The 22,486-nt window shown below is 69.6% G+C and carries 20 protein-coding genes; 6 read left to right on the plus strand and 14 right to left on the minus strand.

Annotation, left to right across the window (positions count from 1 at the left end):
• Positions 1–70: 70 nt before the first annotated feature.
• From ABZ863_RS27410 to ABZ863_RS27435, 6 genes are read right to left on the minus strand one after another with little or no spacing between them, the layout of a single operon-like run.
• Positions 71–1,195: a VWA domain-containing protein gene (locus ABZ863_RS27410; RefSeq protein WP_358541204.1), complete on the minus strand. Its 1,125-nt coding sequence runs from the start codon at positions 1,193–1,195 to the stop codon at positions 71–73.
• Entirely contained in the window at positions 1,185–2,066 is an 882-nt protein-coding gene (locus ABZ863_RS27415) for a MoxR family ATPase (RefSeq protein ID WP_358541206.1), read from the minus strand. Before ABZ863_RS27415 ends, ABZ863_RS27410 begins: the two co-directional genes overlap by 11 nt.
• Positions 2,059–2,961: an XdhC family protein gene (locus tag ABZ863_RS27420; RefSeq protein ID WP_358541209.1), complete on the minus strand. Its 903-nt coding sequence runs from the start codon at positions 2,959–2,961 to the stop codon at positions 2,059–2,061. The genes ABZ863_RS27415 and ABZ863_RS27420 overlap by 8 nt, the downstream gene beginning before the upstream one ends.
• The gene (locus ABZ863_RS27425) at positions 2,958–5,336 is read right to left on the minus strand and encodes an aerobic carbon-monoxide dehydrogenase large subunit (RefSeq protein ID WP_358541212.1); all 2,379 of its coding nucleotides are present in this window, start codon (positions 5,334–5,336) and stop codon (positions 2,958–2,960) included. Before ABZ863_RS27425 ends, ABZ863_RS27420 begins: the two co-directional genes overlap by 4 nt.
• On the minus strand, positions 5,333–5,845 hold the full coding sequence (locus tag ABZ863_RS27430; protein WP_358541215.1) for a (2Fe-2S)-binding protein: 513 nt from the start codon (positions 5,843–5,845) through the stop codon (positions 5,333–5,335). The genes ABZ863_RS27425 and ABZ863_RS27430 overlap by 4 nt, the downstream gene beginning before the upstream one ends.
• Before the next feature lies 1 nt (position 5,846).
• Entirely contained in the window at positions 5,847–6,728 is an 882-nt protein-coding gene (locus ABZ863_RS27435) for a xanthine dehydrogenase family protein subunit M (RefSeq protein WP_358541218.1), read from the minus strand.
• A gap of 103 nt (positions 6,729–6,831) precedes the next feature.
• Here ABZ863_RS27435 and ABZ863_RS27440 point away from each other — a divergent pair, with 103 nt between their 5' ends.
• Entirely contained in the window at positions 6,832–7,794 is a 963-nt protein-coding gene (locus ABZ863_RS27440) for a LysR family transcriptional regulator (RefSeq protein WP_358541220.1), read from the plus strand.
• On the opposite strand, the gene ABZ863_RS27445 is transcribed toward ABZ863_RS27440, so the two are convergent.
• Both ABZ863_RS27445 and ABZ863_RS27450 read right to left on the minus strand, forming a co-directional pair.
• A complete protein-coding gene (locus ABZ863_RS27445) occupies positions 7,778–8,296 on the minus strand; it encodes a hypothetical protein (protein ID WP_358541223.1) in 519 nt (172 codons plus the stop codon). The two genes, ABZ863_RS27440 and ABZ863_RS27445, sit on opposite strands and share 17 nt — an antisense overlap.
• A gap of 81 nt (positions 8,297–8,377) precedes the next feature.
• Entirely contained in the window at positions 8,378–9,601 is a 1,224-nt protein-coding gene (locus tag ABZ863_RS27450) for an NADP-dependent isocitrate dehydrogenase (RefSeq protein ID WP_358541226.1), read from the minus strand.
• Between the two features lie 243 nt (positions 9,602–9,844).
• On the opposite strand from ABZ863_RS27450, the gene ABZ863_RS27455 reads away from it, so the two are divergent.
• The 4 genes from ABZ863_RS27455 (at position 9,845) to ABZ863_RS27470 (ending at position 12,966) form a co-directional block, all read left to right on the plus strand.
• Positions 9,845–10,684 (plus strand): TIGR03560 family F420-dependent LLM class oxidoreductase, encoded by an 840-nt coding sequence (locus ABZ863_RS27455; RefSeq protein ID WP_358541229.1) that lies wholly within the window; start codon positions 9,845–9,847, stop codon positions 10,682–10,684.
• 147 nt (positions 10,685–10,831) lie between these two features.
• Positions 10,832–11,020 (plus strand): DUF1918 domain-containing protein, encoded by a 189-nt coding sequence (locus ABZ863_RS27460; RefSeq protein WP_358541232.1) that lies wholly within the window; start codon positions 10,832–10,834, stop codon positions 11,018–11,020.
• 304 nt (positions 11,021–11,324) lie between these two features.
• Positions 11,325–11,561, plus strand: a complete 237-nt coding sequence (locus ABZ863_RS27465) for a helix-turn-helix domain-containing protein (RefSeq protein ID WP_358541234.1) — start codon at positions 11,325–11,327, stop codon at positions 11,559–11,561.
• 196 nt (positions 11,562–11,757) lie between these two features.
• Positions 11,758–12,966: an MFS transporter gene (locus ABZ863_RS27470; protein WP_358541237.1), complete on the plus strand. Its 1,209-nt coding sequence runs from the start codon at positions 11,758–11,760 to the stop codon at positions 12,964–12,966.
• Between the two features lie 15 nt (positions 12,967–12,981).
• Here ABZ863_RS27470 and ABZ863_RS27475 read toward each other — a convergent pair whose 3' ends face one another.
• Complete coding sequence (locus ABZ863_RS27475) at positions 12,982–13,278, minus strand: DUF3017 domain-containing protein (RefSeq protein WP_358541240.1); 297 nt, start codon at positions 13,276–13,278, stop codon at positions 12,982–12,984.
• A 2-nt stretch (positions 13,279–13,280) separates the two neighbouring features.
• Complete coding sequence (locus ABZ863_RS27480) at positions 13,281–14,135, minus strand: bifunctional methylenetetrahydrofolate dehydrogenase/methenyltetrahydrofolate cyclohydrolase (RefSeq protein ID WP_358541243.1); 855 nt, start codon at positions 14,133–14,135, stop codon at positions 13,281–13,283.
• A 356-nt stretch (positions 14,136–14,491) separates the two neighbouring features.
• Between ABZ863_RS27480 and ABZ863_RS27485 the strand changes: the two genes are divergently transcribed.
• Positions 14,492–16,735: a TNT domain-containing protein gene (locus ABZ863_RS27485; protein WP_358541245.1), complete on the plus strand. Its 2,244-nt coding sequence runs from the start codon at positions 14,492–14,494 to the stop codon at positions 16,733–16,735.
• 23 nt (positions 16,736–16,758) lie between these two features.
• On the opposite strand, the gene ABZ863_RS27490 is transcribed toward ABZ863_RS27485, so the two are convergent.
• From ABZ863_RS27490 to ABZ863_RS27505, 4 genes are read right to left on the minus strand one after another with little or no spacing between them, the layout of a single operon-like run.
• Positions 16,759–17,352 carry a pentapeptide repeat-containing protein gene (locus tag ABZ863_RS27490; protein ID WP_358541247.1) on the minus strand — a complete coding sequence of 198 codons (594 nt, stop codon included), beginning with the start codon at positions 17,350–17,352 and terminating at the stop codon, positions 16,759–16,761.
• A gap of 39 nt (positions 17,353–17,391) precedes the next feature.
• Positions 17,392–20,748 (minus strand): error-prone DNA polymerase, encoded by a 3,357-nt coding sequence (locus ABZ863_RS27495; protein WP_358541250.1) that lies wholly within the window; start codon positions 20,746–20,748, stop codon positions 17,392–17,394.
• A 4-nt stretch (positions 20,749–20,752) separates the two neighbouring features.
• On the minus strand, positions 20,753–20,908 hold the full coding sequence (locus ABZ863_RS27500; RefSeq protein ID WP_358541252.1) for a hypothetical protein: 156 nt from the start codon (positions 20,906–20,908) through the stop codon (positions 20,753–20,755).
• On the minus strand, positions 20,908–22,485 hold the full coding sequence (locus ABZ863_RS27505; protein ID WP_358541275.1) for a DNA polymerase Y family protein: 1,578 nt from the start codon (positions 22,483–22,485) through the stop codon (positions 20,908–20,910). Before ABZ863_RS27505 ends, ABZ863_RS27500 begins: the two co-directional genes overlap by 1 nt.
• Position 22,486: the final 1 nt, after the last annotated feature.

Here is a 22,486-nt window from a genome sequence, read left to right on the forward strand (position 1 = left end):
GGACGCCAGGCGCCCAGGACAGGCCCAGACGCCGCAACCACCCGCCTGCGCCAGACCCGTAACCGTAAAGCTACGAAGAGTCACCGATCGCCTCGATGAGCCCGGCGATCGCATCCAGCCGGTGCGCGCTCACCACGGCAGCGCAGAACGGTAGAGCAACAGCCATCCCACCGGCAAGTGGCCGGTAACCGGGTTTGGCCGTCCGGGGATTCACCCACACGACGCGGTGGGCGAGCCGCGCCAGCCGCGCCATCTGCTGTCCCAGCTCCGCCGGATCACCGGCCTCCCAGCCATCGGAGATGATCACCGCGACCGCCCCGCGTGCCATGCCCCTCGCACCGTAGTGGTCGAGGAACTCGCGCAGGTTCGCCCCGATCCTGGTCCCGCCCGACCAGTCCGGCGCGGCCTCGCCCGCCTCGCGCAGCGCCTTCGCCGGGTCGGCCGCCAGCAACGGGGTGATGCGGGTGAGCCGGGTGGCGAAGGTGAAGACCTCGGCGCGCGCACCCTGTGCCGCGCACACCAACAGCTGGAGCATGGCCCGCGCGTGCGCCTGCATCGAACCGGAGATGTCGCACAGCACCACGAGCCTGCGGGGTTTGCGGCGCGCCACCCGCCTGCGCACGACCACGGGCTCGGCACCGGTGCGACGCGCTCGGCGCAGGGTCTCGCGCATATCGACCCAGCGCCCGGTCGCGGCGGCGCGCTGCCGCCGTGAGGTCCGCAACGGCGGAGTGATCCGGAACCGGCGCATCGCCTCGGCCAGCAGAGCGAGCTCCGCCTCGTCCAGCTCGGCGAAGTCCCGGGTGGCGAGCCGTTCCGCCGCCGAGCCGAGCGTGGGCATCGTGGCCTCCCGTGGCTCCCCGTCGCCGTGCTGCCCGGTGCCCACGCTCCCCGCCGTGGCCTCGGTGCCGCCGGCCGTGGCGTACGCGGACTGCGGTTCGGCAGCCCTGGCGACGGCGGGAGCGGCGAGCTCACTGGTCATCGGTCCGAACACCGCCGCGAAGACCCGGTCGAGGATCTCGACGTCGCCGGGCGCGCTGGTCAGCGTCGCCGATGCACACCAGTACAGCTGCCGGGTGGTCTCCGGCGACACGGTGACCACCGCCCTGGCGAACCGCGCGGCACGATCGGCGCCGACCGGCAACCCACCCGCGCGCAACGCCTCGCAGAACCGCGCGATCAGCTCAGCCAGCATCGCCGACGACCTCGGCAAGTCCTGCCGTTTCGGCGACCGCGCGGTCCTCCTCGTACTTCAGCACCGCGGCCAGTGTGCGACGCGCCGCCGGCTCGTCGAGCGCGGTGACGCCGAGAACGTGCAGTGCGCCTGCCCAGTTGATCGCTTCCGCGACCCCCGGTTGCTTGTACAACCGCAGATCGCGCAGCCGGGCGACAGCGGCCGCGACCCGCTCGGCGAGCCAGTCGGCAACACCGGGGACCCGCAGCCGGATGATGGCCGCGACGCGATCGGCGCCGGGATGGGCGATCCAGTGGTAGAGACAGCGGCGCTTGAGCGCGTCGTGCAACTCCCGCGCCCGGTTCGACGTGAGCACCGCGATCGGCGGCACGACCGCCCGCCGCGTGCCGAGCTCCGGGATGGTCACCGTCGCCTCGGCGAGCAACTCCAGCAGGAACGCCTCGAACTCGTCGTCGGCGCGGTCCACCTCGTCGATCAGCAGGACGGCAGGCTGCGGTCCGGGATGGTCGATCGCGGCGAGCAGCGGTTTGCGCAGCAGGTAGTCGTCGGTGAACAGGTCGGTCTCCGCGAGTGCCGCACCACGCGACTCGGCGAGCCGGATCGCCAGCAGCTGTCGCGGATAGTTCCACTCGTAGAGCGCGTCGGCGGCGGCGAGCCCCTCGTAGCACTGCAGGCGGATCAGCGGGGTGTCCAGCACCCGGGACAGTGCCTTGGCCGCTTCCGTCTTGCCGACGCCTGGTTCGCCCTCCAGCAGGATCGGCTGTGTCATGCGGATGGCGAGGAACAACGCGGTCGCCAGCGCCTCGTCGGTCAGGTACCCGGCGTCGTCGAGCGCACTGGCCAGCGCCGGGACGTCCGCGAAGTCATACATCGGTGAGGTAGCGGGCCGGGTCGTCGATGAACGCCTGCTGGCACCCGGGCCCGCAGAAGTAGTGCACGCGGCCGGCATGCGTGCTCTGCAGCGCGCCCACGGTGACGGCGACACGCATGCCGCACACCGGATCCGTCGCCTCCGCCGGGGCCGCGGCCGGTTCCGGCGAGTCCGCCGGGTGCCGCCGCGGGCGGATCGCGATCAGCTCGGCATACACCGACAGGGCGATCTCCTCGGCGGTCCGCGCGCCGATGTCGAGACCGGCCGGGGTGTGGATGCGCTCGACGCCCGGCATATCGAGCGCGGCCAGCACGGCCCGGCCACGACGCGGGCTCGCGATCAGTCCTATGTAGCCGATATCGGCAGCCAGCGCGGCACGCAGCACCATGTCTTCGTCGTGCCCATGCGAGGCGACGATCACCGCATCGGTGTCCGCGGGTAGCTCCGCCTCGGGCCGTCCAAAACGGACCTCGTAGCCGAGGGCGGTGCCGAGCGTGCGCAGGGCCCTGGCGATCGGTGCGTCACCGAACACCTCCACCAGTGCGGGCGGTAACTGGGGCTCGAGGAAGATCTCCACAGTGCCACCGGAAAGGCACGGGTTGGCGATCGTGACGATGCCCTCGCCCGCCGTCTCTCCCGCCACCTCCGGGGTGATGCGCAGCAACGTCGACTCACCGGTGGCGAGCAGCCGCATTCCCTGCAGGCGCACCGTCGACTCGGCGCACGTGCCGCCGACGAAACCCTCGATGGTTCCGTCGGCGAAAACGAGCGCCCGGTCCCCCGGCCTGGCACTTGTCGGCCGCTGCGCGCGCACGACGGTCGCGAGGACGAACGGGGTCCGTTCGGCCCGCAGCTCTTCGGCATGCGCGAGCAGCGCGGGAGTCGCCGATGTCATGTGATCGCCAGATCCGTCCGAAGTGGACGCCCTTGCGCGGCGCGCCACACCGCAGCCGGGGTGAGCGGCATGTCGGCGTGCCGGACGCCGTAGGGCCGCAGCGCGTCGAGCACGGCGTTGACCACGGCCGCCGGTGAGCCGACGGTCGCCGACTCACCGATGCCCTTCGCGCCGATCGGATGGTGCGGCGACGGTGTCACCGTCTCGCCGAGTCGCCACGATGGACACTCCATGGCCGTCGGCAACAGATAGTCCATAAAGGACCCACCCAAATGGTTGCCGTCCTCGTCGAAAGCCATCACCTGCAGCAGAGCCATACCGACGCCATCGGCGAGCCCACCATGCACCTGCCCTTCGACGATCGTGGGGTTGATCCGCACGCCGCAGTCGTCCACCGCGATGAAGTCACGCACCTTCACCTGCCCGGTACCGGCGTCGACGTCGACCACGCACACGTACGCGCCGAAGGGGTAGGTCAGGTTCGGTGGGTTGTAGACACACGTCGCGTCGAGCTGCCCCTCGATGCCCTCCGGCAGCTCGAGATCCGAGTGTGCGGCCAGTGCGATCTCCTGGATCGTCCTGCCTGCCTCCGGGTCGCCCCGCACGAACCAGCGGCCCTTCTCCCACTCGAGATCGTCCGGGCTCACCTCGAGCATGGCCGAGGCGACGATGCGGGCACGCTCACGCACCTTGCGGGCGACCACGGCCGTCGCCGCCCCCGACACCGGGGTGGAACGCGAGCCGTAGGTGCCGAGACCGAACGGTGTCTGGTCGGTGTCGCCGTGCACGACGTCGATGTCGTCGGGTGAGATCCCCAGCTCCTCGGCGACGATCTGCGCGAACGTCGTCTCGTGGCCCTGCCCCTGCGTCTGGCAGGACAGCCGCAGCACGGCCTTGCCGGTGGGGTGCACGCGCAGCTCGGCGCCGTCGGCCATGCCGAGGCCGAGAATGTCCATGTGCTTGCGCGGCCCCGCGCCCACCGCCTCGGTGAAGAACGCGACGCCGATGCCCATCAGCTCCTCGCGCTCCCGCTTGGCGGCCTGCTCCGCGCGCAGGTTGTCGTAGTGCGCCAGCTCCAGCGCGGCCCGCAGCGCGCGCGGGTAGTCGCCCGAGTCGTACTCCCAGCCTGTCTTGGTCCGGTACGGGAACTGCTCTGGCCGCAACAGGTTGCGCATCCTCAGCTCGGCCGGGTCCATGCCGAGGTCGTAGGCGAGCACGTCCACCATCCGCTCGACCAGGTAGACGGCCTCGGTGATCCGGAAGGAGCAGGCATAGGCCACCCCGCCTGGCGCCTTGTTCGTGTACACACCGGTGACCTCGCAGTGCGCTGCCTCCAGGTCGTAGGAGCCGGTGAACACGCCGAAGAACCCGGCGGGGAACTTCGTCGGCTGCGCGGTTCCGTTGAACGCGCCGTGGTCGGCGAGCACCCGCACCCGCAGGCCGAGGATCCTCCCGTCCCTGGTGGCCGCGATCTCACCGTGCATGTGGTAGTCGCGGGCGAAGGACGTGCTCATCAGGTTCTCCGAGCGGTCCTCCACCCACTTCACCGGCTTACCGGTGAGGATGGAGCCGACCACCGCGCACACATAGCCCGGGTAGATCCCGACCTTGTTGCCGAAGCCGCCACCGATGTCCGGCGAGACGATGCGGATCTTGTGTTCGGGCAGCCCGGCGACCAGCGCGTAGATCGTGCGGTGCGCGTGCGGGGCCTGCGTGGTGGTCCAGACGGTCAGCTTGCCGGTGACCGTGTCCATGTCGGCGACCGCGCCGCAGGTCTCCATCGGCGCGGGGTGCACGCGGGGATACAGCATGTCCTGCACGGCGACGACGTCGGCACGTGCGAACACCTCGTCGGTGAGTGCCTTCTCCCCGCTCTCCCAGTCGAAGATGTGGTTGTCGGTGCGGCCCGCCAGGTCGTCGCGGATCACCGGGGCGTCCGGATCGAGCGCGCGCTGCGCGTCCACGACCGGGGGCAGCGGGTCGTAGTCGACGTCGATCAGTTCCAGCGCGTCACGCGCCGAGTACCGGTCCTCGGCGACGACGAACGCGACCTCTTGGCCCTGGAAGCGCACCTTGTCCGTGGCGAGCACGGCCTGCACGTCGTGCGACAGCGTCGGCATCCAGGCGAGGTCGAGCCCGGCGAGATCGGCGCCGGTGATGACGGCCCTGACCTTCGGGTGCGCCTTGGCAGCGCTGACATCGATCGAGAGGATCTTGGCGTGCGCGTACGGACTTCGCAGCACCGCGCCATGCAGCATGCCCGGCAGCGTGACGTCGTCGACGTACGTGCCGCGCCCACGAATGAAGCGCGGGTCTTCCTTGCGCGGCATGCGGCCGTAGCCCATCGGCGTCGCATGCCGTTCGGTGGTGGTCACTTGCGCACCTCCGCCCTGACTTCCTCGGTGATGGGCTCAGCGGCGCGCCCGGTGTCGTGTTCGGCCGCCCAGCGCACCGACCGCACGATGTTCTCGTAGCCGGTGCAGCGGCACAGCTGCCCGGAAACGGCTTCGCGAATGTCCTCTTCGGACGGTGCGGGATCGTGGTCGAGTAGCCAGCGCGCGGTCATCAGCATGCCCGGCGTGCAGAAGCCACACTGCAGGCCGTGGCACTCCATGAAGCCACGCTGGACGGCGTCCAGCCCGTCGGCGGTCTCCAGCCCCTCGACAGTGCTCACCCGGTGCCCATCGGCCATGACGGCGAGCACGGTGCACGACTTCACCGGTACCTCGTCGAGCCAGGCGACGCACGCGCCGCAGTTCGAGGTGTCGCAGCCCCAGTGGGTGCCGGTCAGCCCGAGCTCGTCACGCAGGAAGTGCACGAGCAACAGGCGTGGCTCGACGTCGCGGGTGTAGGACCGGCCGTTGACGGTAACCGTGATCTCCATGTCACGCCTCCTCGTGGTGCTGGCCGTGCCAGCGGGTCCGGGCGATACGCAACGCGCGGGTGGTCAGCGTCGCCGCGAGGTGTCGCTTGTAGTCGACCGGCCCACGCTGGTCGGCGACCGGGTTGCAGTGTTCGGCGGCGATCCGCCCCGCCTCGGCGAACCGCTCGTCCGTCGCGGGTCCGCCGACGAGGAACTCCTCGGCCTCGGGCGCGTGGAAGCCGGGCGCGCCGAGCGCGGTCAGGCCGATGCCCACCTCTTCCAGCTCGCCGTCGCGCAACCGGAGCTCAGCACCGGCGGCGGCCACCGCCCAGTCACCGGCACGCCGCTCCACCTTCTGGTACGCCGACGCTGACGAGCGGATCGGCACCCGGAGCTGCACCAGCAGCTCGCCGGGTTCCACGACCGTCTGGTACGGCCCGACGAAGAAGTCCCGGACGGCCACGACCCGGCTGCCGCGGGTCCCCTGGATCACGGCCTCGCCGCGGACCGCCGCGAACGCCGCGGAGAGGTCCTCGGACGGATCGGCCTGGCACAGCGATCCGCCGACCGTGCCGCGGTTGCGCACGATCGGGTCAGCGATCAGCCGTTCGGCGTCGTGGAAGATCGGGAAGTGCTCGCCGGCAATTGCGGAACCGAGCAGGTCCGCATGCCGCACGAGCGCACCAATGCACAGCTTGTGTTCCTCGACGCTGATCCTGGCCAGCTCGTGCAGATCGTTGATGTCGATGAGCACCTCGGGCTGCGCGAGGCGCAGTTTCATCATCGGAATGAGGCTGTGCCCGCCCGCGACGACGCGGCTTTCCGCCCCATACCTGCCGAGCAGGCTCAGGGCGTGCTCGACACTGGTCGCCTTCTCGTACTGGAACTGTGCGGGTACCTGCATGACGTCAGGCTCGCGTCGGGGGCAGGCCGCGACAATGGCCGGATAAGGATCCGATTATGTAGCCTGGTCACGTAACTGACGTCACAGTTGGACGCGGTGCCTCATGACGCTCGGCCAGCTCAGCGTGTTCGTTCTAGTCGCCCGCCTCGGCTCGGTGACCGCAGCCGCGCGCGCACTGGGCGTGAGTGAGCCCGCTGTGTCGCAGGCGCTCGCGGCGCTGCGCAGTCAGCACGGCGACAGACTTCTCGTGCGCACGGCCGACGGCATGACCCTCACCCCTGGCGGCAGGCGGCTGCTGCCGATCGCCTCGCAGATCGTGACGCTCGGCGCCGACGCCGAAGCAGCCGTCCAGCAGGCGAAGGGTGGCGCCGAGACCCTGCGGGTGGCCGTCACCAGCACGATCGGCGAGTTCGTCGCCAACCCGCTGCTGGAGGCGTTCGGCAAGCGCGCCGGTGGCCGGGTGGACGTCGCAGCTGGGCTGGCCAGAACGGCGGAGCTGGGCGTGCTGGTGGCCAACCGGCTCGCCGATGCGGCGCTGGGACCCCGGCTCGAGGGCCCGAACCTGGAGAGCACGCCGATCTTCCGCTGTTCGCTGGTGGCCGTGGGCGCGCCCCGGCAGGCACACCACGGTGGGCCCGCGACGTGGCCGTGGCTGGTGGACCCCTCCGGCGCCGACCCGGACAGCGAACCGGCGATGTTGCTGCGCAGGCTCGGCGTGCCCGACAGCATGGTCCGGGTGTTCGCCAACCAGACGGCCGCGTGGTCGGCTGCCGCCAGCGGTGCGGGCGTGTCGATCGCGGTCGAACACCTCGTCGCGCCGCAGCTGCGCAGGCACGAGCTGGCGCATGTGCCGACCCCGCTCACCCCGATGCCCGGGTGCTGGCACGTGACCACGCCGGCGCGCGACCGTTGCTCGTCGGCAGCGCGGTCGCTGCGGCACTTCCTCGGCACACCAGGTGCGATGCAGGTGATGCGGTCGCCGGGCAGCGGGGTCCCGCCCTCGCGCTTCCGGCCGCCGGTGTACGTGACGATCTGGTCCGCGAGCGACCCTAGCCCTGCTTGGTGACGGAGAAGTCGCCGCAGCTGGGGCCACCGACACGGCCGGTCATCGTGCTGTTCTCGACTGAGGCGACCCCGAGGTCGACCATGACGTAGCCCTCCGGCTGCTCGATCCACGCCTCCTGCCGGAAGACGAACTGGCCGTTGGCCTCCGAGCCGCGAGTGGAGAAGCTGCCCGACGGCGTCGGCGCACCGCCGTCAACGGGAAAGAACCGGAAGATGGCGGGCACCGTGTCCCCATCCGGCTCGGAGATCTCCAGCTCCAGCCCGGTCGCACCCTGTGCGCAGGTATACGAGCCACGCCAGGTCCCCGGCAAGGCGGCGATATCGATGGTGCCACCAGTGCCCGGGTCCGGGTCGGCGCTCGGCACGGCGGACGTGCTCGACACCGGACGTTCGGCGGAGGGCGGCGGGTCATCGGCCGCGGTCGCCGTGCCGCCGACCTGCTGGGCACATCCGGCGAGGGCGAGCGCAAGCAGCGGCAGCAGCACGCGGGTTCGGATCAACACCCGCCGCATGGTAACGGCACGGGGCTCGGCCGGCAGGCAGCCGGCCGAGCCCCGTGGTCGTAGTGGTGACAGAGCGCCAGGTCAGCCCTGGGCGATCTTCTTGGCCAGGTTCTCGTCCAGCGTCGCGAGGAACTCCTCGGTGGTCTGGAACGCCTGGTCCTTGCCGACGAGCAGCGCCAGGTCCTTGGTCATCTTGCCGCTCTCGACGGTCTCGATGACGACCTGCTCGAGCTTGGTCGCGAAGCCGATCAGCTCGGAGTTGCCGTCCAGCTTGCCGCGGTGCTCCAGACCCCGCGTCCAGGCGTAGATCGAGGCGATCGGGTTGGTCGAGGTCGGCTTGCCCTGCTGGTGCTGACGGTAGTGCCGGGTCACCGTGCCGTGTGCGGCCTCGGCCTCCACCGTCCTGCCGTCCGGCGTGCGCAGCACCGAGGTCATCAGGCCGAGCGAGCCGAAGCCCTGCGCGACGGTGTCGGACTGCACGTCACCGTCGTAGTTCTTGCACGCCCAGACGTAGCCGCCCTCCCACTTGAGCGCGGCGGCGACCATGTCGTCGATGAGCCGGTGCTCGTAGGTCAGGCCCTTTGCGTCGAAGTCGGCCTTGAACTCGGCCTCGAAGATCTCCGCGAACACGTCCTTGAACATGCCGTCGTAGGCCTTGAGGATGGTGTTCTTGGTCGACATGTAGACCGGTAGCTGTCGGTCGAGGCCGTACTGCAGCGAGGCGCGCGCGAAGTCCTCGATCGACTTGCGGTAGTTGTACATGCCCATCGCGACGCCGCCGCCCTCGGGGAACTTCGCGACGTCGAACTCGATCGGCTCGGAGCCGTCCTCGGGCGTGTAGGTGATGGTCAGCGTGCCAGGGCCGGGAACCTTGAAGTTGGTGGCCTTGTACTGGTCGCCGTGCGCGTGACGGCCGATGATGATCGGCTTCGTCCAGCCCGGCACCAGCCGCGGGATGTTCCGGATGACGATCGGCTCGCGGAAGATGACGCCGCCGAGGATGTTGCGGATGGTGCCGTTCGGCGACAGCCACATCTTCTTCAGGCCGAACTCCTCGACCCGCGCCTCGTCCGGGGTGATGGTGGCGCACTTGACGCCGACACCGTGCTTGTTGATCGCGTTCGCCGCGTCGACCGTGATCTGGTCGTTCGTCCGGTCGCGCTCCTCGATGCCCAGGTCGTAGTACTCGAGGTTGACGTCCAGGTACGGGTGGATCAGCTTTTCCTTGATGAACTGCCAGATGATGCGGGTCATCTCATCGCCGTCGAGTTCAACGACGGTGCCCTCGACCTTGATCTTGGCCATGAGCGGCGCGGCTCCTCACTGTTCGATGGTCGGACCCTGCAGCAGGTCCTACGCGGATCTTCGCGTTTGTCTTCGGCACGTGATAGCGGTACAAGCGTACTGCTAAGCCGCGCCGGTGTCGCCTCCCCCTGGTTACCCACTGGTACGCAGACCGTCGGCGCCAGGGGCGACTGACCCGCAATCTACGTCGCCTGCCGGGGCCTGCGCACGCGGCGTAGCGTCGCCGCGGAGGAGGATCGAGACATGCGCCTGGCGATCAAGACCAAGCCCGAACACACCACCTGGGCGGAGCTGCTGGCGGTGTGGCAGGCCGCGGACGACATCGAACTGTTCGAGTCGGCGTGGAACTGGGACCACTTCTACCCGCTCTCCGGCGACGTGACCGCGCCGAACCTGGAGGGCTGGACGATGCTCGCCGCGCTGGCTCAGGCCACCCGGCGCATCCGCATCGGCTGCCAGGTCACCGGCATGATCTACCGCCATCCCGCCGTGCTGGCGAACATGGCCGCGACGACCGACGTCATCTCCGGCGGGCGCCTCGAACTCGGCCTCGGCGCCGGCTGGAACCAGCAGGAATGCGACGCCTACGGCATCGAACTGCCGCCGCTGCGTGAGCGGTTCGACCTGTTCGACGAGGGCGTGCAAGCCATCATCGGGCTACTGAGCCAACCCACCACGACGCTGCACGGCCGCCACGTCCGGCTCACCGATGCACGCTGTGAACCCAAGCCGGTGCAGCGGCCGCACCCACCGATCACGATCGGTGGCCGGGGACCGAAGCGCACGCTGCGCGCGGCAGCGCGCTGGGCGCAGCAGTGGAACGCCGTGCCCGAATCACCCCGGCACTGGCTCGACCTGAAGGAGATCCTGGTCGCGCACTGCGCCGACGCCGGCCGCGATCCGGCGGAGATCACCTGCTCGGTCAACGTCCGGGTGCATGCCGACAAGGGCATCGAACCCGCCGTCGAGGAAGCCGCGGGCTACCGCGAGGCCGGTGCCGACCTCCTGGTGTTCAACCTGCCGCACCGCACGGAACCGCGGTACCTGGAACAGCTCGCGAAGGCAGCAGCCCAGCTCGTCTAGGGCCGCCGTTCGTACATCCATAATGGACAGCTCTCCTCCTCGGTGACGACCGAGTGTAGTTGCGCTGCCTCCCCGCAGCCGGACGGCGAACGGCTCGACTGCCATTCGCGCTGCTCCTACCCTGGTTCGTAACGGAGGTGGTCAACGATGCAAGCATCCATTGGAGATCGGATTCTCGTACACGGGCGAACTGTGGGCGCCGCCGAGCAAGAGGGCGAAATCGTCGAGGTGCGGGGCGAGAACGGTGGCCCGCCTTACCTGGTGCGTTTTTCCGACGGTCACGAAGGACTGATGTTCCCCGGTCCCGACTGCGAGGTCGAGGCACACACCGAATGAGGAAGCAGTCCCGGTGACTTCCGGGGCGCCGCTCACGCAGCCCGAGCACGGCGAACAGCCCGCCGGCAGCGGTCAGTACGGCGGCGACCTCGGTTAGTAGCGCGGGCCCGCCATGCTGCAGGACCACACCGCCGACCACCCCGGTCAACCCGACCCCGAGGTAGCTCGCCGAGGCATTGAGCGAGAGTAGAAGGCCCGCTCCGCTCGGCGACAACGACCAGGTCGCGATCCCTCACACGAACAGAATGCTGGCTGCACCCAGCACACTGCTCGCCGCGACAGGCATTAGCAGAGCGTCACGGTGATGGCCGCGATGACGGCGTACAGCCAGCAGACGCGGGAGGACGGCGAGATCGCCTGCAGCGGCTTCGCCGTCTCGGTGAGCAAGTCCACACTGGCGCACCACCTGCGGACCCTGGGCGAGGCCGGGATCATCGCGTCCCGGGCGCAAGGCACGACGCGGCTGAACTGGTTGCGGCGCAAGGAACTCGACGAGCTCTGCCCCGACCTACTGAACGGGATCCTGGCGGCGCGACACTAGGCCAGCGCGTTACAGCCTCGCCGGGTGTGGATCGTCACCCGCCGACGGGATGACAGAGCCGCCCCGCCATGTTGAGACTGGATTGAGGACAGCCCAGCGACAGTGGGGTCAAAAGCTGGGTGTCTTTCTTTGTGCGCGAAATCTTTTGTGCGCCATCTTGATCGATCCAGTTTCCAGTTTCCCTGGAGGGAGTGCTGTGCCCGTAGCGCTGCTCGCGCTCGCCATCGGTGCCTTCGGCATCGGTACCACCGAATTCGTGATGATGGGCGTGCTGCCCGAAGCCGCCGCCGACTTCGGCGTGTCCATCCCCGCCGCCGGCTACCTCATCTCCGCCTACGCGCTCGGCGTGGTGGTGGGCGCCCCGCTGCTCACCGCCGTCGCCGTGCGCCTTCCCCGCAAGACGATGTTGCTGTCCATGATGGGCCTGTTCATCGTCGGCAACACGCTGTTCGCCTTCGCGCCGAACCACGAGTTCGGGGTCGTCTTCCGGTTCCTCGCCGGCCTTCCCCACGGCGCGTTCTTCGGCGCCGGTGCGGTCGTCGCGACGAGCCTCGTCGGTCCCGGTGATCGGGCCAAGGCCGTCTCGATGATGTTCATGGGTCTCACGCTGTCCAATGTCATCGGCGTGCCGCTGGGCACGCTGCTCGGTCAGGAGGTCGGCTGGCGGACGACGTTCCTGCTCGTCGCCGTGATCGGTGGCATCGCCCTGCTCACCATCGCCAAGTTGGTGCCCCACCAGGGACGCCCGGTGCAGCCGTCGCTGCGCGGTGAGCTCGCCGCCTTCCGCCGCCCGCAGGTGTGGCTCGCGCTCGCGATCGTCACGTTCGGTCTCGGTGGCGGCTTCGCCTGCCTGAGCTACGTGACGCCGATGATGACCGACGTCGCCGGGTTCGAGCCGGCCACGGTCACCCTTCTGCTGGCACTGGCCGGTGTCGGCATGACGCTGGGCAACTACCTCGGCGGCCGGCTGGCCGACCGGGCACCGATTCCGGCGCTGCTGAGTTCGCTGGTCGCGCTCGGTGTCGTGCTCGTGGCGTTCACGGTTACCGCACACAGCCAGATCGGTGCGGCGATGACGATCTTCTTCGTTGGGGTGGCGGCGTTCATGGTCGGTCCGATCATGCAGGCCCGCGTGATGGAGAAGGCCGGCGGAGCGCCGTCGCTGGTGTCGGCGGCCGTGCAGTCGGCGTTCAACATCGCCAACTCGATCGGCGCCTACCTGGGCGGTCTGGTGATCGCCGCGGGCATGGGGCTCGTCGCACCGAACTGGGTCGGAGCGCTACTCGCCGCGCTGGGCCTGGCCCTGGCTGTGGTGTCGGCCGGTCTCGACCGGCGCGAGAACGCCGCGCTGGCTGAGGAGGCCGCCGCCCTCGCTGTCCCGGTGGCGAGTCCCGCGCGGGTCTAGCGGGCCTGCCCGAGCTCAGCCGAGTGGGCCGCCGGTGATGGTCAGTGCGACGAAGAGGATCAGCAGGCCGAGGCCGACGTAGCTGAGCACGTCGATGGCGCGGCCGCGAATCCTCAGCAGCCCCGCCTGCTCGTCGGACAGCGCCGCCCGCAACACCGCGGCCACCAGCAGGGCGCCTCCGATCAGCGTGGCGCCCTGCCGCCAGTGGTACATGCCGATCCGCATCGCCGCGATCGCCACGAGCGCCAGCACCAGCGCGAACGGCAGGTGGGTGAGCAACTGGCGCCGTCGGCCCGGCCGGGGCGTAGCCACGCTCACCCCGCCGCGGCCCGTTCGGCGGCCTCGACGACGTTGGAGATCAACATCGCCCGCGTCATCGGGCCGACCCCGCCGGGGTTCGGCGCCACGTAGCCGGCCACCTCGACGACGCCGGGCGCGACATCACCGGCGAGCTCGCCGTCGACACGGGAGACACCCACGTCCAGCACGGCAGCGCCGGGCTTGATCATGTCGGGAGTGATCAGTCCAGGAGATCCGGCCGCGGCGACCACGATGTCGGCCCTGCGGACCTCGGCCGCGAGGTCACGCGTGCCCGTGTGGCACAGGGTGACGGTCGCATTCTCGCTCCGGCGCGTCAGCAGCAGGCCCAGCGTCCGGCCCACCGTGATGCCCCTGCCGACCACCGTGACCTGCGCGCCGTCCAGCGGGACGTCGTAGCGGCGCAGCAGCTGCACGATGCCGAGCGGCGTGCAGGGCAGCGGCCCCGGCTTGCCGAGTACCAGCCTGCCGAGGCTGACCGGCGCGAGCCCGTCGGCGTCCTTCTCGGGGGCGATCCGCTCGAGGATCGCGCCGGAGTCGAGGTGCGCGGGCAGCGGCAGTTGCACTATGTAGCCGGTGCACGCGGGGTCGGCGTTGAGCTCGTCGATCACCGCTTCGAGCTTGGCCTGCGAGATGTCCCCTGGCAGATCACGCCGGATCGAGTTCACGCCGACCTTCGCGCTGTCCGCATGCTTCATCCGCACGTAGGCGTGCGAGCCGGGGTCGTCGCCGACCAGGACAGTCGCCAGTCCGGGGGTGATCCCCCGTTCGGCGAGCGCGGCCACCCGCGGAGCGAGCTCCGCGAAGATGGCGTCCTTGGTGGCCCTGCCGTCGAGAATCGTCGCCGTCACGAAACCGATTGTTCCAAAGCCGTGCGGCGCGACCATCCCCCGCCCAGCGACCACCCACGGTGAGCATCGCCACACCGACGATACCGGCGTGAGTACGCGATTCGCGCCATGGCGAGCCCGGACTGCGCCCCTCCCACCAAGTCCCGTCGGGTATGGGCAGCCTTGCTCCGTTCGTGCGATTTTTCGGCTGCGAACCTGCGCTTGTAGTAGCCATCGATGGCCGTTGCCGGTGCCTATGGCGGGTCCCGACACGCTGCCCGGCCCGCGATTGGCGCGAGCATTGTCGCATCAGATAGAACGACATGGATGTGCCAGTGTGCCGTGCATTGCTGGCATCGATTAGCCAAGATGTTCTCGTGGCACTTCCGACCCAGCTGAACGCAACCGAGCAGGACACCCTGGTCAAGCAGATCGGCCTCTCCTTGCTGCGGGCGGCCCCGCGCGACTGGCGGCGGGTGACCGCGGAGTACCGCGCCGTGGGGAGGTTCCACGAGCTGACCGGCGAAGTGGTCGCTGCCGACGGCGCCACCCAGGAGTGGATGGCGACCCACGACATCGCGACACTGTTCGGCCGGCTGCGCGCTGGGATGTACCGCGAAGGCCGCGGCACCTGGTTCAACGCGCGCTACCAGCTCGACCACCCTTCGAGCTACAACCTGGAGTACGACCGCGAGGAACCCGACTGGGACCTGGCTCCGCCACCCCAGGCCTACGCCGACGAGCTGCGGATGTTCCCGCGCTCGGAGGAGAACGTGCCGGACTGGCTGATGCGCAGGATGGCGGGTCTCGGGCCGGAGCGGCCGGGGCCGCGATTCCGGTTGGCTCGCATCTTCGACGGCGCCGGTCCCAACGGTCCGGTGATCAACCGCCCTGAGCTGGACGCGGAGGAGCAGAGCCGGCTGCTGGACTACCTGGACGGCGCACCCGTGGTGGTCCCGGGCCGCGGTTACGACATCGACCGGCTCGCCAACACCCCCGAGAGCACGGTGCCCATCGCGTTTCACAGCGATGGTTCCTGGATCTGGCCCGCGGCGGTGAACTACTACCTCAGGGAGTACGGCATCGCTCCCGAGCCCGACCTGACGCAGCACATCCGTGCCAACGGGTTCAGCATCCCCGACGTCCCGGACGCGGTGCGGCAGGCGGCGGCGACGCACATCACCCGCGGCCAGCAGGCACAGCAGCGGTCCACGCCGCCACCACCTGCGCCACCGGCGCCCGCTCCGGAGGCGGCACCCGAACCCGCTCCGCCGATGGCGGTCGATGAGCCACCGTTCGACGAGTACTTCAGCGATCATGGCGCCGAGCGCACCCAGCTGGCCGAGCCTGCGAGGCTCGACGAGCCGCCGCTCGCGGAGCCGCACGAACTTGCCGACGACGACACCGCGGAATACACCACCGACGAGTACGCGGAGCAGGAACAAGCCGCGCAAGCGGAGCCGGCGACGACGTTCACGGCCGTTCCCGACCTGCCGGAGCTGGCCGAGCTCAACGGCGGCCCGCCGACCACCCTCACACCACCGGCATTGGAACCGGACAGCGGCGAGGAGGGACAGGTCACGCCGCCCTCGCGGCAGGTCACGGAGGCTCAGCCGCGGCCGGGTCGCGCCGAGCTGGATGACGACGGCGGGCCCCCGACCCAGTTCGCGCTGGCACCTGCACCGCCGCGGTACGACGAGCCTGCGCTCAACGACCTGGAGGAGAAGCTCGAGGAGCTGGGTATCCCGGAAGAGGCGTATCGCATCGGAGCACCGGCTGCGCGTGGCTGGAGCATCGAGCAGGTGGGTGATGGCTGGCGTGTCGGCTGGTACGACGGCGAGCTGACGAGTCCCGCCGTCTTCGGCGACGTCGGCGATGCCGCCGCGTTCATGCTCGGCAAGGTACTGCTCGCGCCCGGCGGTGTGGGCGAGGTGCCGCCGCCGGCGCCGGTGCAAGAGGAACGGCCTGCCCCACCACCACCTGCCGTTGCCCCACCGCCGCCGCGGCCCGTGACCGCGACCCTCTCGCCGGAACAGGCGACGGGCATGCGGCCACCCGCAACGCGCGAGGCCGGTCCCGCCGACGGCGCTCCCCCGCGTCACGTGCCCCCGGCCCCGCCTCGCGAGCACGCCCCTGTGGGGCGCCGCGGACTGGGCGACGCGGTACCGACCGGCGCCGCAATACCAACCGGCGCCGCGCCACAACGGCGCGCCGAGGGCGGTCGACCTGCCGAAAAGCCGGAGCCGCGGCAGTCGGGCGGCCAGCAGCAGTGGCCGATCCAACCGATGCCAGGCGAACCGCCGCTCACGCTGTTCCGCGGTAAGGAGATGCGGACGCTGCCGATCGGCAGTGAGCTCGACCGCTTCGGCGGGGCGAACGGCAACCTCACCTACGCGGCCGGCACGCCGTTCGAGGAGCGCTCGCTGGTGCCGGAATGGGTCAGCCGCCCGTACCACCTGTACCGCGTGCAGCGCCCGCTCGAAGCGCTCGCCGGTGTGGCGATCCCGTGGTTCAACCAGCCCGGCGGGGGCGCCGCCTACCTGCTGCCGGCTTCGATCGAGGAGCTGCTCGCCGAGGGCGACCTCATCGAGCTGGAGCCTGGCGAACCGCCCATCGACTGATCGTGGCGCGCACGGCCTCGCCGTCAGTGCACGATGAGGCCGTGCGCCGCGGCATAGGCGACCGCGGTGTCGAGATCGATGTGCACACCGGTGAGCTGGGCGTGCCGGAGCCCATTGGCGTCCAGGCGAGCGCCTCGCAGGTCGGCATCGGCCAGCGAGGCACCCAGCAGGCGTGTGCCGGTGAGGTCGGCACCACGCAGATCCACCTTGGTCAGCTTGGCGTCGGTGAGGTTGGCTTCGCGTAGCCGCAGGCCCGACAGATCGCACCCCCTCAGGTCTGCGCCACCGAGTGAAACCAGCGACAGATCGCAGTCCCGTAAGGTGACCGGCCGTAGCCGACAGTCCAGAAAGGACGATCCGAGCAGCGAGCAACCGGTCCAGTCGGAACCGCCGAGCACGGTGCGGTTGAACGTGCACGAGCGGAACGCCGACGAACTGTGCCGGGAATCGCCGAGGTCGGCGCGGCTGAAGTTGCACTCGTCGAACGTGCACCCGCGGGTCACGAGCCCCCGCAGGTCGGCATCGGTGAAGTCGCAGCGCACGAACTGACGTTTCTCCCACTGGGCCCCGGGTAGAACGGCATCGCGATAGTCCTCGTTCACCTCGGGCTCGTGCATACAGCCAGCATGGCACATCGCAGCCGACTGACCGCCGGTTCACCGGAAGTCCCGTGATCGTTGTGTGATCCGCATGGGCAGGTGTTGCAGGCGATCCGCGAGCAGGCTCACCACGCCGTCCGCCCGTTCGACCACCCCGCGGATCAGCATCGCCGGGCTGGAACGGGCGACCCGGTGGTAGCGCTGCCAAACCCCTGCGGTGCAGATGACATTGACCATGCCGGTCTCGTCCTCGATGTTGAGGAACGTGATTCCTCCCGCGGTGGCCGGACGCTGCCGGTGCGTCACCGCGCCCCCGATGAGCACCCGCCTGCCACTCTCGATGTCCTGCAGCCCCTGCGCGGTCACCACCCCGAGCGCATCGAGGCGATCACGGATGAACTGGGTGGGAAAGCTGTCCGGGGACAAGCCGGTGGCCCACACATCGGCGGCGGCTTGGTCGAGGTCGTCCATACCGGGCAGGGTGGGTGCGGTGACGCCGAGCGTGCTCCCCGGCAACTTCTCCAGTCGTTCTTCGGCGACGGCGCCCGCGGCCCAGAGCGCCCGGCGCCGGTCGCTGCCGAAACAGCCGAAAGCGCCCGCGGTCGCGAGTGCCTCGACCTGCGGTGTGGTCAACCGGACCCGCCTCGCCACGTCGGCCATTTCGCGGTATGGACCATTGTCGAGCCGCTCGGCCACGAGTTTCTCCGCCAGCGGTTTGCCGAGCGTGCGCACCGTACTGAGCCCGATCCGCACGGCAAGTCCCGGCTTCCCGTCACCCATGGGTTCCAGCGTGGGATGTGGCAGGCTGGCGTTGATGTCGGGGCCGCGTACCGTGACGCCGTGCCGCCGGGCGTCCGCGACCAGCGACTGTGGCGAGTAGAAGCCCATCGGCTGCGCACGCAGCAGCCCCGCGCAGAACGCCTCCGGGTGGTAGTACTTGAAGAACGCGCTGGCGAACACCAGGTAGGCGAAGCTCAGCGCGTGGCTTTCCGGGAAGCCGAAGTTGGCGAATGCCCGCATCTTCTGGAAGATGTGCTCCGCCATCTCCTCGTCCACGCCTTTACGCGCAGCCCCGGCATAGAACCGCTGCCGTAGCCGCTCCATCTTGCGGCCCGACCGTTTGGCACCCATGGCGTGCCGGAGCTCGTCGGCCTCAGCGGCGGTGAAGTCCGCGACGTCGAGGGCGATCTGCATCATCTGTTCCTGGAACAGCGGCACACCCAACGTCTTCTCCAGCGCGTTCTCCAGCAGCGGATGATCGTGCTTCCATTCCTCCTTTTTGGTGTAGCGACGGATATAGGGGTGGACCGACCCGCCCTGAATGGGTCCTGGCCTGATGAGTGCGACCTCGATGGCCAGGTCGTAGAACTTCTTCGGGGCAAGTCGGGGCAGGGTGGCCAGCTGTGCCCGGCTCTCCACCTGGAACACACCGATCGCATCGGCGCGGCGGAGCATGGCGTAGACGTTCTCGTCCTTGAGTGGCAGCTTGCTGATGTCGATCTCGATGCCCTGGTGCTCGCGCACCAGGTCGATCATGTAGTGCAGCGCTGACAGCATGCCGAGGCCGAGCAGGTCGAACTTGACCAGCCCGACCGAAGCACAGTCGTCCTTCTCCCACTGCAGAACGCTGCGATTCTCCATCCGCGCCCACTCGATCGGGCAGACCTCACTCACCGGCCGGTTGCAGATGACCATCCCACCCGAGTGGATCCCGAGATGACGCGGAAAATCCTCCAGCGCGGCCGCGAGTGCCAGCACCGTGTCCGGGATGTCGTGGTCCTTCTCCCGCCGGGTGTGGTGCACCGGGCCCCAGCGGTCGATCTGCTTGCTCCATGCGTCTTGCTGCCCCGGCGAGTGCCCGAGTGCCCTGGCCGCATCGCGCACGGCCGACCGGGCCCGGTAGGTGATCACATTCGCCACCTGCGCGGTGCGCAGCCTGCCATGCTTGCGGTAGACGTACTGGATCACCTCCTCCCGCCGGTCGGATTCGATGTCCAGGTCGATGTCGGGATAGCCGTCCCGGTCCGGAGCGAGGAACCGTTCGAAGAGCAGCCGCCACTTCACCGGGTCGACCTTCGTGATGCCGAGGGCGTAACAGACCGCCGAGTTCGCCGCCGATCCTCGCCCCTGGCACAGGATGTCGTTGTGGTGGCAGAACTCCACGATGTCCCACACGATCAGGAAGTAGCCGGGGAAGCCCAGCCGCTCGATGATCTCCAACTCGTGGTCGAGCTGCCGGTAGGCACGCGGGTTCTGGTCTCGCGTTCCGTACTGCTTCAGTGCCCCTTCGTTGGTCTTCTCCCGTAGGAACCTCGCCTCGTCGAGCCCAGGGGGAACCTCGAACGGGGGCAGCTCCGGCGCGACGAGATGCAGCGGAAACGCGTACTGCTCGCCGAGTAGGGCAGCTCGTTGCACAGCACCCGGATAGCGGGCGAACCTGGCCTGCATCTCAGCCCCGGAACGCAGATGCGCGGTACCGGCCGCTGCGAGCCAGCCCTCCATCTCGTCCAGACCACGGCGGGCCCGGATCGCGGCAACGGCCTGCCCCAGGTACGCCCGTTGCGGCGTGGCGTAATGCACCGCGTTGGTGGCCACGGTCGGCAGGTCCAGCTCGGCGGCGAGCCCGGCCAGAATGTCGTTGTGCGTACTGTCGAGCGGCCTACCGTGGTCGATCAGCTCGACGTACACGTCCTGCCTGCCGAACCTGTCGACCAGTTCCCGCAGCCGGACGGCCGCCGCCTCCGGACCGTGCTCGACCAACGCGCGCCGGACGGCTCCCTTCCGGCATCCGGTGAGCACCGCACACGTCCCGGCGACCTCGCTCGCGATCGCGTCGAGGTCGTACACCGGCCTGCCTTTCTCGGCCCGCTCTGCGGGCGGCAGCTCCGTGTCGTGGCCCCGCAGCTGCCCAGCGGTGATCGCCCGGCAGAGGCCGGCATATCCGGCCTCACCCTTCGCCAGCAACAACAGGTGCTCGCCTACGGGGTCGGCGACCCCGTTCTGCGGACCGTCGAGCCCGAGGCTCAGCTCAGTGCCGAATACCGTGCGCAAACCGACCTCGCGGGCGGCCTCGGCGAAGCGCGCCACCCCGTACATGCCGTCGTGGTCGGTGATGGCAATGGCATCGAGCTCGAGCCGGACCGCCTCCTCGACCAGTTCCTCGGGATGGCTTACCCCGTCCAGGAAACTGAAGTTCGAATGGCAGTGCAGCTCCGCATAAGGCACTCGGGGGACGGCACCGGTGTGATCGTCCCGGCGCGGCGGCCTGAGGTCCGCGGGCCGCAGGTACCGTTCACGCTGGCGCCCCCAGGCGGGGCTGTCGTTGCCGTCGCCTGCCTTGTCCCACGGTTCCCCTCGCCCCGACAAGGTGCGTTCGAGGTCCCGCCACGGAACCGGTGGATTGTTCCAGCCCATGACGTTACTCGCGATTCTCCGGTGATGTCCGGGGCAACGGGATGACCAGATCGTCGATGCCGTGCCCGGTGTGCGTTCGCCACAGCGCAGCCAATCCCGCCCACAACAGGTTCTCGTCCGACGCCGGATCGGCCTTGCCGGAGAAGTACTCCTCACCCACTAGTCGTACATCCCTTCTACTGTCCACAACGGACTTCGCTGTGCCTGCCAGTTCAGTAGTAGTGCCGTATCGGCCTGGTCTGACTCCACGCCTTCGAGAACCACCTGTACCCGCGCGCAGGTCCCCACTCCCTCCGGTGCCCACCAGCGCGCGAGTATCGGCCACGGCCCTGCCCAGCCGAGCACCCGGCGCGGAGCACCACCGGCGACGGTCACCTGCCGTGGAGCAGCGGTGACCACGTACCGGTCGGTGACGCTCACCTCCGCACCGGCCGCATCGACGACGAAAGCGGGAACCGGTTCCGCGAAGACCGTGGCCGGAGACAGGCCGGGAAGCTGTTCCCCCCACGGCGCGTCGTGACCTTCGGCGGGGGTGCGTTGCTCGCCCCACGGAATGAGGCGCATGCGTTCCGCCGGCCCCCGCCCACCATGCGGGACAGCGGTGAGGACACTGTCCGGCCCGAGCAATCCCTGCACGTGGACCAGAGCACGTGCAGCGCGATCCGACTCCGGCGTGTGCTCATTGCCAGAACTGCCAGGCCACAGCCCGAGCTGCAGCGACCGTCCTTCGACCGTCTCCTCCGGTTCGAGCCGCAGCTCGGTGACGCCGGCCGTCGGCCCCCCTGTGCCTGCCCGCAGCCAGCCTTCGAACTGCCACCGCACACGATCGGCAATGCCCTCCGGAGTGAGCGGCTCCGCGCACCGCCAGACCCTGTTGAGCTCCTCGCCGTGTTCGGTGGTGGCGTAGATACCCAGCCGGGTGCAGGCGAGACCGCGGGCGGCCAGCCCGGAGTGAAAGCGCGCGGCCAGCGCCTTCGCCATGAACGCGGCGGCGTCGACCCGTTCGAGCGGTGGGTCGAACGTCTTGGTGGCGAACAGCTCCGGTGGTGGGCGCCGCCGATGGGGCGGCCGCTCATCCTGGCCATTGGCGAGCCGGTGTGTGAGCACGCCCAGGCTGCCGAAGCGGCCTACCACGTCCCGCTCGGGCAAGACAGCGAACGCACCGAGCGTGCGCAATCCCAAGCGCCGCAACAAGTCCACCAGCTCTGCCCGGTCGGAGTCGGGTTGGTCGAGCTCGGCAATGCTCAGCGGTGCGAGGAATCCCTCCGTCTCTCCTGGACCGACGAGAACGGACCGGTGCGCGGCCAACGTGGCGGCGAACAACCCGTCGGCAACCCCGACCTGACACTCCACACCCGCCACGCCGGACACGTGGTCGACGAGCAACTCGACGAGCCGGTGCTCGCCGCCGAAATACCCCGCCGCACCGCTGATCGGCACCGCCACCAGCCCCGGCCGGACGATCTCCACGCCGACGATCAGCTCCTCCATCGCCGCCGCGATGGGCTCGAACAGCCGCGCGTCTCGGTCCGGATCGTCACCGAACACCGCGATCTCGGGGCACCTGGACTGAGCTTCCCTACGCCGCATGCCCCTCCGGACCCCAGCGGCTCGCGCCACCGCCGAACCCGCGACGACCCGGTTGGCCACGAAGACAGCAGCCGGCAGGTGAGCGGGCAAGCCTGCAGCGGCAGTGGCGGCGACCACCGGCCAGTCCGGGCACCACAGGACCAGCATC

It is taken from the genome of Saccharomonospora sp. NPDC046836 (assembly GCF_040645195.1).
Taxonomy (GTDB): Bacteria; Actinomycetota; Actinomycetes; order Mycobacteriales; family Pseudonocardiaceae; genus Prauserella_A.

Excerpts from the sequence above, each read along its gene's own strand:
- ABZ863_RS27450 (WP_358541226.1), bottom strand. The coding sequence starts at position 9,601 with ATGGCCAAGATCAAGGTCGAGGGCACCGTCGTTGAACTCGACGGCGAT.
- ABZ863_RS27455 (WP_358541229.1), top strand. The coding sequence starts at position 9,845 with ATGCGCCTGGCGATCAAGACCAAGCCCGAACACACCACCTGGGCGGAG.
- ABZ863_RS27440 (WP_358541220.1), top strand. The coding sequence starts at position 6,832 with ATGACGCTCGGCCAGCTCAGCGTGTTCGTTCTAGTCGCCCGCCTCGGC.
- ABZ863_RS27495 (WP_358541250.1), bottom strand. The coding sequence starts at position 20,748 with ATGGGCTGGAACAATCCACCGGTTCCGTGGCGGGACCTCGAACGCACC.
- ABZ863_RS27465 (WP_358541234.1), top strand. The coding sequence starts at position 11,325 with ATGGCCGCGATGACGGCGTACAGCCAGCAGACGCGGGAGGACGGCGAG.
- ABZ863_RS27490 (WP_358541247.1), bottom strand. The coding sequence starts at position 17,352 with ATGCACGAGCCCGAGGTGAACGAGGACTATCGCGATGCCGTTCTACCC.
- ABZ863_RS27410 (WP_358541204.1), bottom strand. The coding sequence starts at position 1,195 with ATGCTGGCTGAGCTGATCGCGCGGTTCTGCGAGGCGTTGCGCGCGGGT.
- ABZ863_RS27430 (WP_358541215.1), bottom strand. The coding sequence starts at position 5,845 with ATGGAGATCACGGTTACCGTCAACGGCCGGTCCTACACCCGCGACGTC.
- ABZ863_RS27415 (WP_358541206.1), bottom strand. The coding sequence starts at position 2,066 with ATGTATGACTTCGCGGACGTCCCGGCGCTGGCCAGTGCGCTCGACGAC.
- ABZ863_RS27505 (WP_358541275.1), bottom strand. The coding sequence starts at position 22,485 with ATGCTGGTCCTGTGGTGCCCGGACTGGCCGGTGGTCGCCGCCACTGCC.
- ABZ863_RS27435 (WP_358541218.1), bottom strand. The coding sequence starts at position 6,728 with ATGCAGGTACCCGCACAGTTCCAGTACGAGAAGGCGACCAGTGTCGAG.
- ABZ863_RS27460 (WP_358541232.1), top strand. The coding sequence starts at position 10,832 with ATGCAAGCATCCATTGGAGATCGGATTCTCGTACACGGGCGAACTGTG.
- ABZ863_RS27420 (WP_358541209.1), bottom strand. The coding sequence starts at position 2,961 with ATGACATCGGCGACTCCCGCGCTGCTCGCGCATGCCGAAGAGCTGCGG.